Raw genomic sequence first — 13,686 nt, forward strand, 5'->3', positions numbered from 1 at the left:
CCTGGTCGAAAGGATCCATGCGACAAGAGCATCCAATGCAGAAAAAATAATATGTTTGCACGCGCCGCCGCCCCTCGCGCACCCGGGCAACATTTCCGATGCGGCGCAGTTAGCGCACACCATCACCACGACCGGCCAGCGACATTGAACTGAAGCTGGAGCGGCGCCCTTACAAGGCAGCCAGGAAGCGCTCATACGCTTGCGCGCTACGCGCCAGCCGCTCGGCATAGCCCGTTTCCTTCGGCCCGTCTTCCGCGCCATAGAAGGCAAAGAAACGGCGGTTGTCGGCGCCGATATATGCCAGAGTCACATCGAACGGCGCCAGCAGCTGCGCCAGGGTGACGTGCCACTTGCCTTCCGGCGTGAAGTCTTCCTCGCGGATGCCGGCCGTCACGGCCAGCGCCACTTTTCTCCCCTTGAAGGCATCGCCGCCCGTGCCGTAGGCCCAGCCATACGCCAGCACCTGATCTAGCCACTGCTTCAGCAAGGGCGGGCAGTTGAACCAGTACACGGGGAACTGCAAGACCACGTTGGCGTGTGCCTCCACCAGCGCCTGCTCGCGCGCCACGTCGATATTTCCATCAGGGTAAGCCTGGTGCACATCGTGGATGGTGTAGCGGTCGGGATACTGCGCCAGCTCCTGCAGCCAGCGCTTGTTGGCGACCGACGTGCCGATGGAGGGATGGAAGACGATAACGAGGGTTTTCATCATGCTGCTTTCCTGAAAATGGGTGGATGCACCGGCCCCGCGTTCACAGAAAAGCAGGCAAGCCGGTACCCTGCCCCGTGGCGCATGGCACATGACCGTGCGCCAGCAGAGGCAAAAACAGCATAACCATCGCGAGTACTTTTCACAAGTACGCACATTAACTGATCATACAGGAAGAAAAGTAAGTTACTTGGCCATGCAAAGCCCCTTGGGCATGCGCATTCTGGTCAGACTGGCTGGTGCCGCTCACCCCACGCGCACAAGGTATGCAGCACGGGGATCAGCGAGGCGCCCTTGCTGGAGAGCGAATATTCCACCTTGGGCGGCACTTGCGGATATTCCTTGCGCACGATCAGCGCATCCGCTTCCAGCTCCTTCAGCACGACGCTGAGGGTCTTGAAGGCGATGCCGCCGAGATGGCGCTTGAGTTCGTTATGCCGCAGCACGGTGTTCTCCGCCAGCGCATACAGGATCAGCATCTTGTACTTGCCGCCGATCAGCGACAAGGTATAGCCAAATGCCGTATCGGCCAGGGCCACGCCGCCGGGGGCGCAGGTGTCTTCATTCATCGCGTTGTGCTTCCTGTTGTACCAGGGCCCGAGCATAACAGCCCGGCATAAAAAAACGGGCCGAAGCCCGTTTTTTTGTTTGCTCGATACCGCTCTGGATTAACGCTTGTCCAGTGGCAGTACTTCACGCGTGGTCGAACCGACGAACAACTGGCGCGGACGGCCGATTTTTTGCTCTGGGTCGGCGATCATTTCGTTCCACTGGGCGATCCAGCCGATCGTACGGGCCATAGCGAAGATACCGGTGAACAGCGACACAGGGATGCCCAGCGCCGATTGCACGATGCCTGAGTAGAAGTCGACGTTCGGGTACAGTTTGCGCGAAACGAAGTATTCGTCGTTCAGTGCAATCTTTTCCAGTTCCATCGCCAGCTTGAACAGCGGGTCGTCTTGCAGACCCAGTTCTTGCAGCACTTCGTAGCAGGTTTCACGCATCAGCTTGGCGCGTGGATCGAAGTTCTTGTACACGCGGTGGCCAAAGCCCATCAGCTTGACGCCGGAGTTCTTGTCCTTGACTTGCTCGATGAAGGCAGGGATGTTCTCGACGGTGCCGATTTCTTTCAGCATGTTGAGTGCCGCTTCGTTGGCGCCGCCGTGGGCAGGGCCCCACAGGCAGGCGATACCGGCAGCGATACAGGCGAACGGGTTGGCGCCCGACGAACCGGCCAGACGGACGGTCGATGTCGATGCGTTTTGCTCGTGGTCCGCGTGCAGGATCAGGATGCGGTCCAGGGCGCGCACCAGCACGTCGTTGACCTTGTACTCTTCGCACGGATTGGCGAACATCATGTGCATGAAGTTGGCGCTGTACGACAGGTCGTTGCGTGGGTACACGAACGGCTGGCCGACCGAGTACTTGTAGGTCATGGCGACCAGGGTTGGCATCTTGGCGATCAGGCGGATGGCCGACACTTCGCGGTGACGCGGGTCGTTGATGTCCAGCGAGTCATGGTAGAACGATGCCAGCGCGCCGACGGTGCCCACCAGGACCGACATCGGATGCGCGTCGCGGCGGAAGCCACGGAAGAAGAATTGCATCTGTTCGTGCACCATCGTGTGCTTGGTGACGGTGTCGACGAACTTGGCTTTCTGCGCCGCGTTCGGCAGTTCGCCGTTCAGCAGCAGGTAGCACGATTCCATGAAGTCGGCGTTGACGGCCAACTGTTCGATCGGGTAACCGCGGTACAGCAGCTCGCCCTTGTCGCCGTCGATGTAGGTGATGGACGAGTTGCAGGCGGCCGTCGACATAAAGCCTGGGTCGTAGGTGAACTTGCCGCTACCGGCGTACAGTTTGCGGATGTCGATGACGTCCGGGCCAACCGTGCCTTTGTAGATTGGAAATTCAAGCGATGGGCTGCCATCGGAGAACGACAGGGTAGCTTTTGTGTCAGAGATATTCATGGGCTCTTCCTTCTCGGGAGTGAGTCGAAATTAAAATCAAAAATTCTGGCTGCAATTCGCACCGCATTCGGCAGTGCTACAGCGCGCCACTCGCACCGTTTGCAATATATCGCCCAGGCGTCTAGGCAATGCGCAGTCGTTGCAGCAGTGCGCGCACATGCGGCAGATCGACTTCGCCTTCCGGCTCTTTACGAGCCAGTACCAGATCCATTAACGCATTGTCCGATAAATCCAGCAAACGCGTCAGCGCGTCAACTTCTTCATCGGTCAATTCGGTTTCATACGCATCGAGAAAACGGGTCAGGATAATGTCGTTTTCCAGCAGGCCACGGCGTGAACGCCAGCGCAGGCGGGCGCGGTTGGCCGGGTCGGCCTGATGCGAGGACAAAATTGATTCTGTCATTTGGTTTACCACTTTACGTGTGCCTTGCGGCACGGTGCTGCTTTGCAGGCGCCGCCTGCAGGCAAGAGAGGATACCCTCTTCCCGCAAACGGCGCCCGGCGGATGCGATCAGGGGGATCAGATCGCGCGGCGGACCATCAATTCCTTGATCTTGCCGATCGCCTTGTTCGGGTTCAACCCTTTCGGGCAGACGTCGACGCAGTTCATGATCGAATGGCAGCGGAACAGGCGGTACGGGTCTTCCAGGTTGTCCAGACGCGCGCCGGTGGCTTCGTCGCGCGAATCGGCGATGAAGCGGTAGGCTTGCAGCAGGCCAGCCGGGCCGACGAATTTGTCCGGATTCCACCAGAACGACGGGCACGACGTGGAGCAGCATGCGCACAGGATGCACTCGTACAGGCCATCGAGTTCTTCGCGCTGTTCCGGCGACTGCAGGCGTTCTTTTTCAGGCGGGATCGAATCGTTGATCAGGAAAGGCTTGATCGAATCGTATTGCTTGAAAAATTGCGTCATGTCGACGATCAGGTCGCGGATGACTGGCAAGCCTGGCAACGGACGCAGCACGATAGGCTCCGACAGTTCGTTCAGGTTGGTGGTGCATGCCAGGCCGTTCTTGCCGTTGATGTTCATCGCGTCCGAACCGCACACGCCTTCGCGGCACGAGCGGCGCAGGGCCAGCGAGTCATCGACGTCCGCCTTGATGCGCTGCAGTGCGTCGAGCAGCATCTTGTCGGTGTCTTTCAGTTCGACCGTCAGGTCTTGCATGTACGGCTTGGCATCCTGGTCAGGATCGTAGCGGTAGATTTTGAATTTAAGAGTGCGTGCCATGGTATAGCCTTAGAAAGTACGTGGTTTCGGTTTGAAGGTATCAACCGTCAGCGGCTTGGTCACGACTGGCTTGTATTCCAGTCGGTTGCCTTCCGAATACCACAGAGTGTGCTTCATCCAGTTGTCGTCGTCACGTTGCGGATGGTCATCCTGGGCGTGGGCGCCGCGCGATTCCTTGCGCGCTGCCGCCGAAACGATGGTCGCTTTCGCCGTTTCGATCAGGTTGTCCAGCTCCAGCGCTTCCACGCGGGCCGTGTTGAAGACCATCGATTTATCCTTGAAGGAGACGTGCTTGCGGCGCTCGTCGAGCTTCATGATTTCTTCGACGCCCTTGTTCAGCATCTCGTCGGTACGGAACACGCCGCAGTACTTCTGCATCGTTGCGCGGATGTCGTTCGCCACGCCCTGCACGGTTTCCGTGCCGGTCGAGTTTTCCAGGCGCGCCAGGCGGCCCATGGCAAATTCGGCGGCATCGGCTGGCAAAGGCTTGTTTTCCTTGGCTTTCAGGCCGCTGTTGACGATGTGGTTACCGGCCGCGCGGCCGAAGACCACCAGGTCGAGCAGCGAGTTCGTGCCCAGGCGGTTGGCGCCGTGCACGGACACGCAGGCGCATTCGCCGATCGCGTACAGACCGTTGACAACCTTGGCCGAATTATCCGGACCGGTCGGGGTGACGACCTGGCCATGGATGTTCGTCGGGATGCCGCCCATCTGGTAGTGAATCGTCGGCACGACAGGAATCGGTTCCTTGGTGGCGTCGACGTTGGCGAACTTGTGGCCGATTTCCAGAATCGACGGCAAGCGCTTGGCGATGGTGTCGGCGCCGATATGGCGCAGGTCCAGCATCACGTGATCCTTGTTAGGACCGCAGCCGCGGCCTTCCTTGATTTCCTGGTCCATCGAACGCGAGACGAAGTCGCGCGGCGCCAGATCCTTCAAGGTCGGCGCATAGCGCTCCATGAAGCGTTCGCCTTCGCTATTGATCAGGATGCCGCCTTCGCCGCGCACGCCTTCGGTGATCAATACGCCCGCACCGGCCACGCCGGTCGGGTGGAACTGCCAGAATTCCATGTCTTGCAGCGGCAGGCCGGCGCGTGCCGCCATGCCCATGCCGTCGCCCGTGTTGATGAAGGCATTCGTCGATGCGGCGAAGATGCGGCCTGCGCCGCCCGTTGCCATGACCGTCGTTTTTGCTTCCAGGATCATGCATTCGCCGGTTTCCATTTCCAGCGCGACCACACCGATCACGTCGCCTTCGGCGTCACGGATCAGGTCAAGCGCCATCCATTCGACGAAGAAATGCGTGCGGGCGCGAACGTTGCGCTGGTACAGGGTGTGCAACAGAGCGTGACCGGTACGGTCGGCTGCCGCGCAAGCGCGCTGCACCGGCTTTTCGCCGAAGTGGGCCGTGTGGCCGCCGAATGGACGCTGATAGATGGTGCCGTCAGGGTTGCGGTCGAATGGCATGCCGAAGTGTTCCAGTTCGTACACGACCTTCGGTGCTTCGCGGCACATGAATTCGATGGCATCCTGGTCGCCCAGATAGTCGCCACCCTTGACGGTGTCGAACATGTGCCAGAACCAGTTGTCTTCGGCCATGTTGCCGAGCGACGCGCCGATACCGCCCTGCGCCGCCACGGTGTGCGAGCGGGTCGGGAAAACTTTCGACAAAACAGCGACGTTCAGACCGGCTTCAGCCAGTTGCAACGACGCGCGCATGCCGGAACCGCCGGCGCCAACGATGACCGCATCAAAGCGGCGGGTAGGGATTGCAGATTTATATGCTGCCACGATTACACACTCCAGAGTATCTGTACCGTCCAGCCGGCACAAGCGATCAACCACAGCATGGTGGCAATTTGCAGGGTCAGACGGAGGCCAGCGCTTTTCACGTAGTCCATCCAGATGTCGCGTACGCCGACCCATGCGTGGTAGAACAGGGCGACGAAGGTCACCAGGCTGAACAATTTAAACCACTGCTGTGCGAACAGACCAGCCCAGCCTTCATAGCTGAAGTTGCTGCCGGTCAGGAAAGAAATAAGCAGGATGGCCACATAGGCCACCATGACGATGGCGGTAACGCGTTGCGCCAGCCAATCGCGCAAGCCGTAATGGGCACCGACGACGAGGCGTTTCGGTCCGATATTATTGTCTGCCATGTTTAAAATACTCCAAACAGTTTCAAAGCGACCAGAGCCGTCAACACCAGGCTCACGACCAGCACGGACGAGGCGGTCTTGCGTGCCGAATCTTTTTCGATGGCAACGTGCACGTCCATGAACAGGTGACGGATACCGGCGCAGAAGTGGTGCAGGAAGGCCCAGACCAGACCCAGGGTGATCAGCTTGACGAACCAGTGCGAGGCGATGCCCTGGAAGTAGGCGTAGGACATTTCGGAACGCAGGCTCAGTTCCAGCATGTACAGTATGCATGGCAGCAAGGCGAAAATGATGAAACCGCTGATGCGATGCAGGATCGAGACGATGGCGCCGACAGCCATGCGGTAGTTCGACAATTCGGTAACATGAATGTTACGGAATTGCGGCCGTTCTTTTTTTGGTACTTCTCTTACGGCTTCAGACATAACAAAAACCTCCCCTTTGAATTTCAACTAAATATTGAAGCCGCGATTTTCGCCGATTTTCGCAACCCATACCAATATCTATTGTTACATATAACCAAAATGGTTTTTTACTACAAAATACCGCGCTACTTTCCGTAGTTCACGTAATTTAATTACAGAATCGCCGGCAAAACACGGCCCGCCGGGGCGGGCCATGCTGTCGCTGCGCTTTCCGTTGTCTCCGTTGCCCGCCTTGCGGCAGGCATCTTGCAAGCGATGCACTTCAGCCTTGCTGCTTGTCCGGACGCCCGCAGGCACCCCGCCGCTTCAGCTGAGTTCATTCTGATAATGATGGCGACTGGTCAGGTACAGGCCCCGGCGCAGTTCAACCGGCTTGTCGCCGTAGGTAAACGACACGCGCTCGGAACTGAGCAAGGGCGTGCCGAGGTCGATATTTAACAATTGCGCGGCGCCCGCGTCGGCGCACACGGCGCGGATCTGTTCGGACGCGCGTATCATGCGCGTGCCAAATTCCGTTTCGAACAGGCCGTACATGGGGCCCTTGTATTCCACTAGGCGCTCGGCCGTCAGGCCCTTGAAGATCAGGCCAGGCAGCCACAGCTCTTCGACGATGGTCGGCACGCCGTCGAAATACTGCACGCGCTTGATGAAAATGACGGCGTCGCCGGATTTCAGGTCCATCAGGCGCGCCACATCGGCTGGCGCGCGCACGCGCTTGACTTCGATAAACTTGCTTTCGGGATAATGCGGTACGCCTTCGTCCGGCACCAGGCGCAGGAAGCGGAAATGCGCGCGTGCCTCATGGTGGGTGGAAACGAAGGTACCCTTGCCCTGGCGGCGCATGACGAGATTCTCGGCGGCCAGTTCATCGATGGCCTTGCGCACCGTGCCCTGGCTGACCTTGAAGCGCCCTGCCAGCTCGACTTCGCTGGGAATCAGCTCGCCCGGCTTCCATTCGCCCGACTGCAGGCTCTGCGTGATGAGCGCCTTGATCTGCTGGTACAGGGGACTGAAGGTGGGCGAGGCAGTTGCGGCAGGCGCGGCCACGGCGGTGGAGGCAGTGGTATTGAGGCTGGCGACAGGGGTGGCGGCGGGGCTGCCGGCTGCGGCAACGGGCGTGGCCGGGGTGCCCGCGGTCGGACTGACCGCCCCGCTTGCAGCAGTGGCATTGTTGGTCAGATTGGACGAGGCGGAATTCATAGTCCGACATTTCAACACAAATCACTGCCCGCGTCCAGTAAAAGACTCGTAGTTATCTGTCTTATATAAGACATAAGATATGATTGACAGATAGGGATCGGAGGCCTAAACTGCCCTCGATAAAACTTGTGAGCCAGCGTTTTATGTTGTTGGCCAGCCACTCTGGCCTCGTGCAGCACAAGCGTGACGGCAGCGTACACCAGCATTTCGGTGGCGCGGGCCGGTTTTGGTATCATTATAGTTTTTCCGGATAAGCGTAAGCCCAGCTTCAAGCCCGTTTTCTTTCCCATTTTTGGAGATTCATCATGGCTAAAACCCCAATGCGTGTTGCAGTGACCGGCGCCGCCGGCCAGATCGGCTACGCCCTGTTGTTCCGCATCGCCAATGGCGACATGCTCGGCAAAGACCAGCCTGTCATCTTGCAACTGCTTGAAATCCCGGACGAAAAAGCCCAGAAGGCGCTCAAGGGCGTGATGATGGAAATCGACGACTGCGCCTTCCCGCTGCTGACGGAAATGACCGCCCACTCCGATCCGCTGACCGCATTCAAGGATGTCGACGTGGCCGTCCTGGTTGGCGCGCGTCCACGCGGCCCAGGCATGGAACGCAAGGACCTGCTGGAAGCGAACGCCCAGATCTTCACGGTGCAAGGCAAGGCGCTCGACGCCGTCGCTTCGCGCAATGTCAAAGTCCTGGTGGTCGGCAACCCTGCCAACACCAACGCCTACATCGCCATGAAATCGGCGCCATCGCTGCCAGCGAAAAACTTCACCGCCATGCTGCGCCTGGACCACAACCGCGCGCTGTCGCAAGTCGCTGCCAAGACCGGCACCGCCGTCAAGGATATCGAGAAGCTGACCGTGTGGGGCAACCACTCGCCAACGATGTACGCCGACTACCGCTTCGCCACCGTCAACGGCAAGGCTGTGAAAGACCTGATCAACGACCAGGAATGGAACGCCAACACCTTCCTGCCGACCGTCGGCAAGCGCGGCGCGGCCATCATCGAAGCGCGCGGCCTGTCGTCGGCAGCGTCGGCAGCGAACGCCGCCATCGACCACATCCATGACTGGATGCTGGGCACGGCTGGCAAGTGGACCACCATGGGCGTTCCTTCGGATGGCTCGTATGGCATTCCTGAAGGCACCGTGTTCGGTTTCCCGGTCACCACCGACAACGGTGAGTACACCATCGTTCAAGGTCTGGAAATCGATGCATTCTCGCAAGAGCGCATCAACCTGACCCTGAAAGAACTGACCGAAGAGCGCGAAGGCGTGAAACACCTGCTGGCCTAAGTCCAGTTTTGGCGGCGCGGCAATGCGCCGCCCGCCAAAGAAGGCCGCCCCGCGCATGTCGCGGTGCGGCTGTTTTATCAAGTAGTTTTTACCTGCAGAAATGCCTTAAGCATGCACCCTTCCGAGGTTTTATTCCAAGGCAAACGCCAGCCGCTGTTGCTCGCCGCTTGCGACCACTACGCCGGCTCTGAAAAGCTGATGCGTAAATCGATTGCTTTGCAACAAGAGCTTGGCCCCCTGTTCGACATCACGTTCGACTGCGAAGACGGCGCCAGCGCCGGCAATGAAGAAGCCCACGCCCTGATGATCGCCGGCCTGCTGGCCAGCGACGACAACCAGTTCAACCGTATCGGCGTGCGCGTGCACGACGTCGACAGCCCGTTTTTCGCGCGCGACGTGGAAATCATCTGCAGTGCCGCCTCCCGCCTGGCCTACATCGCCGTGCCCAAGGTGGCAGGCGTGCAGGATGCCATGCTGGCCATCGACCTGATCAACCTGCACGCGCGCCGCGCCGGCCGCGACAACCTGCCCGTGCACATCCTGATCGAGACGCATGGCGCGCTGCGCGACGCCTACGCGATCGCCGCCCTGCCCCAGGTCGAATGCCTGTCCTTCGGCATCATGGATTTCGTTTCGGCCCACTACGGCGCCATTCCCGCCGCCGCCATGCGCACGCCGGGCCAGTTCACGCACCCGCTGGTGGTGCGCGCCAAGCTGGAAGTGGCGGCCGCCTGCCATGCGCACGGCAAGGTGCCGTCGCATAACGTGACGACGGACGTGCGCGATTCGGCCGTGGTGGCGAATGACGCCCAGCGCGCGACAGCCGAGTTCGGCTACACGCGCATGTGGAGCATCCACCCGGACCAGATCAAGCCCATCATCAAGGCCTTCACGCCGCGCCTGTCCGAAGTCAACGAGGCCAGCAACATCCTGAATGAGGCGCTGCGCGCCAACTGGGGACCGATTGCGCAAAATGGCCGCTTGCACGACCGCGCCAGCTACCGATATTATTGGACCGTTTTGCAACGCGCCAAACTGGCAGGCCTCGGCCTGCCCGAGGCGGCCGCTGCATTACTCAACACCCCCTCTTCCAGCACCACTGAAAACTGACAGGAATTACACGATGTCCCTCTCCAAATTAGCCATTGCCTGCAGCGTCGCGCTGGGCGCCATGACCCTCACGCTGGCGCCAGCCAGCTTCGCCGCCACGGCAGAGGCAAACCCCAAGGCAGTGAAGGCTGCCAAAGCCAAGCCAAAGGCCAAGACCACCAAAGCCAAGGCAGCCGCCAAGGAAGCCCATCCGCTCGCCATGTCAGTCGCCGACAAGGAAGAATCCGACGAACCGGACACCGCAGGCTCGGCTTCCACCGATTTCAATTGCGAACTTGGCAATAAAATTACCATCTACACCAATGCGACTGACGACAAACACATCGCCCTGCGCTGGAAGAAGCGCCTGCACCGCCTGAGCCGCGTTGGCACCACCACCGGCGCCAACCGCTTCGAGAACCGTCTGTACGGTCTCGTCTGGATCGGCATCCCGGCCAAAGGCATGCTGCTCGATTCCAAGCAGGGCCGCCAGCTGGCCAATGAATGCAAGGATGCGGAGCAAGCCAAGCCGGCGGCAGTGGTGGAAGCCGCGCCATCGCTGGGCGTGCTGCCGGCGACCGGCGGCTGATGTGAGCAGCAAGGGCCTCTTCGGGGGCTCAGTCATGTTTTGTAATTTGAATAATCAATAAATAGACGATACCCAACAAGGAGAGGTCATGTCCCGCAACACTCTGAACACGCTCAAGGACTTTAATATTTCGGATAGCAAGAAGGGCAAGCTGTACTCCCTGCCTGCGCTGGAAAAAAGCCTGGGCATCAATGTCTCCCGCCTGCCAGTGTCGATTCGTATCGTGCTCGAATCGGTATTGCGCAACTGCGACGGCAAAAAAGTCACCGAAGAACACGTCAAGCAATTGGCGAGCTGGGGCCCAACCGCCGAGCGCACCGACGAGATCCCGTTCGTAGTGGCGCGCGTCGTGCTGCAGGACTTCACCGGCGTACCATTGCTGGCCGACCTGGCCGCCATGCGCAACGTGGCCGCCAAGATGGGCATCAACGCCAAGAAGATCGAACCACTGGTACCGGTCGACCTGGTGGTCGACCACTCGGTGACCATCGATCACTACCGCGAAAAGAAAGCGCTGGACCTGAACATGAAACTGGAATTCTCGCGTAACAACGAGCGTTACCAGTTCATGAAATGGGGCATGCAAGCCTTCGACACCTTCGGCGTCGTGCCACCAGGCTTCGGCATCGTCCACCAGGTCAACCTGGAATACCTGGCGCGCGGCGTGCACCACGCAGGCAAGAAAGCCGGCGACGTGTACTACCCTGACACCCTGGTCGGCACCGACTCGCACACCACCATGATCAACGGCATCGGCGTGGTCGGCTGGGGCGTGGGCGGCATCGAGGCGGAAGCCGGCATGCTGGGCCAACCGGTCTACTTCCTGACGCCAGACGTGATCGGCGTGAACCTGTCGGGCGCCTTGCGCGAAGGCTGCACCGCCACCGACCTGGTACTGACCATCACCGAACTGCTGCGCAAAGAAAAAGTCGTCGGCAAGTTCGTCGAATTCTTCGGCGAAGGCACCGAATCCTTGACCCTGACCGACCGCGCGACGATCGCCAACATGGCACCGGAATACGGCGCGACCATGGGCTTCTTCCCGGTCGACGAAGCGACCATCGATTACTTCAAGGGCACCGGCCGCAGCAAGGCTGAAATCGCCGCGTTCGAAGGCTACTTCAAGGCGCAAAACCTGTTCGGCGTGCCAAAAGCTGGCGACATCGACTACACCCGCGTGGTGGAACTGGACCTGGCATCGGTTGCTCCGTCGCTGGCCGGCCCGAAACGCCCGCAAGACCGTATCGAAATCGGCAATGTGAAAGCGAACTTCGCCGAACTGTTCGCCAAGCCAACGTCGGAAAACGGCTTCAACAAGAACCCGGCCGACCTGAACGCCGTGTACGAGACCACCAACAACGTGAAAGTGTCGAACGGCGACGTGCTGATCGCCGCGATCACCTCGTGCACCAACACCTCGAACCCGAGCGTGATGCTGGCTGCCGGCCTGCTGGCCAAGAAAGCCGTCGAAGCCGGCCTGAAAGTCGCGCCGCACATCAAGACCTCGCTGGCCCCTGGTTCGCGCGTCGTGACCGAGTACCTGACCGCTGCCGGCCTGCTGCCTTACCTGGAAAAACTGGGCTTCGGCGTGACCGCCTATGGCTGCACCACCTGTATCGGCAATGCGGGCGACCTGACGCCCGAGCTGAACGCAGCGATCGCCACGCACGATATCGTCGCGTCGGCCGTGCTGTCGGGTAACCGTAACTTCGAAGCGCGTATTCACCCGAACATCCGCTCGAACTTCCTCGCTTCGCCACCGCTGGTCGTCGCTTACGCCATCGCCGGCAACATGACGCGCGACCTGATGACGGAACCAGTCGGCAAAGGCAAGGGCGGCAAGGACATCTACCTGGGCGACATCTGGCCAACCTCGGCTGAAGTGTCGGCCATGATGAAGTTCGCCATGAACGCCAAGGTGTTCAAGGACAACTACGCGGACGTCAAGGGCGCACCAGGCAAGCTGTGGGAAAAAGTCACGACCGTTTCCGGTCAAGTCTACAACTGGCCGAAATCGACCTATATCGCGGAACCTCCGTTCTTCGACAACTTCTCGATGACGCCAGCGGCAGTGGCCACCGGCATCGAAGGCGCGCGCGCACTGGGCGTGTTCGGCGATTCCATCACCACCGACCACATCTCGCCAGCCGGCTCGATCCAGGAAAACGGCCCTGCAGGCAAATGGCTGAAGGAAAACGGCGTCCTGAAAGCGGACTTCAATTCCTACGGCTCGCGTCGCGGCAACCATGAAATCATGATGCGCGGCACGTTCGCCAACGTGCGTATCAAAAACCGCATGATCCCTGCCAAGGCAGACGGTTCGGCGGTCGAAGGCGGCATCACGATCCACCAGCCTTCCGGCGAAGAAATGTCGATCTACGACGCAGCGATGAAATATGTTGCTGAAGGCACGCCAACCATGGTCTTCGGCGGCGAAGAGTACGGTACGGGCTCGTCGCGCGACTGGGCGGCAAAAGGTACGCAACTGCTGGGCGTGAAAGCCGTGATCACCCGTTCGTTCGAGCGTATTCACCGCTCGAATCTGGTGGGCATGGGCGTGTTGCCGCTGCAATTCATCGGCGACGACAGCGTGCAAACCCTGGGCATCACCGGCAAGGAAACCTTCGACCTGAAAGGCCTCGAAGGCGAAATCAAGCCACAGCAACTGGCTACCCTGGTGATCCACCGCGCCGACGGCAGCAGCCAGGAAGTCAAAGTCCTGCTGCGCATCGATACGCCGATCGAAGTCGATTACTACAAGCATGGCGGTATCCTGCCATTCGTGCTGCGTCAATTGCTGGCCGAGTAATCAGCCCAGCTGTGATGCAAGATCAAAGCGCCGGTTTCGACCGGCGCTTTTTTTCGTCCCTGCATCCCGTTCCGACTTGAAATTTCGACTATTGGCATGATCTAAGGACAGCTTACGTATTGCGTGCGGCTGAATCCTCTACAATACGGTTATAAGGGTTTATCATTGTTTGACTGATCCATTTTTTTCACTTTCCGAGACTCTTATCCC

At 59.7% G+C, this 13,686-nt stretch carries 13 protein-coding genes; 4 read left to right on the plus strand and 9 right to left on the minus strand.

The annotated features are described in order from the left end of the window. Positions 1-169 precede the first annotated feature (169 nt). From P9875_RS22105 to P9875_RS22145, 9 genes are all read right to left on the minus strand, one after another. Positions 170-712: an NAD(P)H-dependent oxidoreductase gene (locus tag P9875_RS22105; protein WP_278316602.1), complete on the minus strand. Its 543-nt coding sequence runs from the start codon at positions 710-712 to the stop codon at positions 170-172. Between the two features lie 224 nt (positions 713-936). Beyond that, positions 937-1,278, minus strand: a complete 342-nt coding sequence (locus P9875_RS22110; RefSeq protein ID WP_278316603.1) for a winged helix-turn-helix transcriptional regulator — start codon at positions 1,276-1,278, stop codon at positions 937-939. Positions 1,279-1,377: 99 nt separating this feature from the next. Then, positions 1,378-2,679 carry a citrate synthase gene (gene gltA / locus P9875_RS22115; protein ID WP_035820759.1) on the minus strand — a complete coding sequence of 434 codons (1,302 nt, stop codon included), beginning with the start codon at positions 2,677-2,679 and terminating at the stop codon, positions 1,378-1,380. 121 nt (positions 2,680-2,800) lie between these two features. Continuing rightward, positions 2,801-3,082 (minus strand): succinate dehydrogenase assembly factor 2, encoded by a 282-nt coding sequence (locus P9875_RS22120; RefSeq protein WP_034752073.1) that lies wholly within the window; start codon positions 3,080-3,082, stop codon positions 2,801-2,803. A gap of 117 nt (positions 3,083-3,199) precedes the next feature. Then, positions 3,200-3,910, minus strand: a complete 711-nt coding sequence (locus tag P9875_RS22125; RefSeq protein ID WP_034752075.1) for a succinate dehydrogenase iron-sulfur subunit — start codon at positions 3,908-3,910, stop codon at positions 3,200-3,202. A 9-nt stretch (positions 3,911-3,919) separates the two neighbouring features. Further along, positions 3,920-5,701, minus strand: coding sequence for a succinate dehydrogenase flavoprotein subunit (sdhA, locus tag P9875_RS22130; RefSeq protein WP_035820761.1), 1,782 nt, complete (start codon positions 5,699-5,701; stop codon positions 3,920-3,922). 2 nt (positions 5,702-5,703) lie between these two features. Further along, a complete protein-coding gene (gene sdhD / locus P9875_RS22135) occupies positions 5,704-6,069 on the minus strand; it encodes a succinate dehydrogenase, hydrophobic membrane anchor protein (protein ID WP_034752078.1) in 366 nt (121 codons plus the stop codon). Between the two features lie 2 nt (positions 6,070-6,071). Next, positions 6,072-6,494 (minus strand): succinate dehydrogenase, cytochrome b556 subunit, encoded by a 423-nt coding sequence (gene sdhC, locus P9875_RS22140; protein ID WP_034752080.1) that lies wholly within the window; start codon positions 6,492-6,494, stop codon positions 6,072-6,074. Between the two features lie 306 nt (positions 6,495-6,800). After that, positions 6,801-7,694 (minus strand): GntR family transcriptional regulator, encoded by an 894-nt coding sequence (locus P9875_RS22145; protein WP_278316604.1) that lies wholly within the window; start codon positions 7,692-7,694, stop codon positions 6,801-6,803. Between the two features lie 305 nt (positions 7,695-7,999). On the opposite strand from P9875_RS22145, the gene P9875_RS22150 reads away from it, so the two are divergent. From P9875_RS22150 to acnA, 4 genes are all read left to right on the plus strand, one after another. Then, positions 8,000-8,989, plus strand: coding sequence for a malate dehydrogenase (locus P9875_RS22150; RefSeq protein ID WP_034789110.1), 990 nt, complete (start codon positions 8,000-8,002; stop codon positions 8,987-8,989). A 111-nt stretch (positions 8,990-9,100) separates the two neighbouring features. Further along, positions 9,101-10,099: an HpcH/HpaI aldolase/citrate lyase family protein gene (locus P9875_RS22155; RefSeq protein ID WP_099380769.1), complete on the plus strand. Its 999-nt coding sequence runs from the start codon at positions 9,101-9,103 to the stop codon at positions 10,097-10,099. 13 nt (positions 10,100-10,112) lie between these two features. Further along, a complete protein-coding gene (locus tag P9875_RS22160) occupies positions 10,113-10,667 on the plus strand; it encodes a hypothetical protein (protein WP_035820768.1) in 555 nt (184 codons plus the stop codon). An 88-nt stretch (positions 10,668-10,755) separates the two neighbouring features. Then, entirely contained in the window at positions 10,756-13,476 is a 2,721-nt protein-coding gene (gene acnA, locus P9875_RS22165; protein ID WP_035820771.1) for an aconitate hydratase AcnA, read from the plus strand. Positions 13,477-13,686 lie beyond the last annotated feature (210 nt).

Origin of the sequence: Janthinobacterium rivuli (genome assembly GCF_029690045.1) — a bacterium.
Lineage (GTDB): Bacteria > Pseudomonadota > Gammaproteobacteria > Burkholderiales > Burkholderiaceae_D > Janthinobacterium > Janthinobacterium rivuli.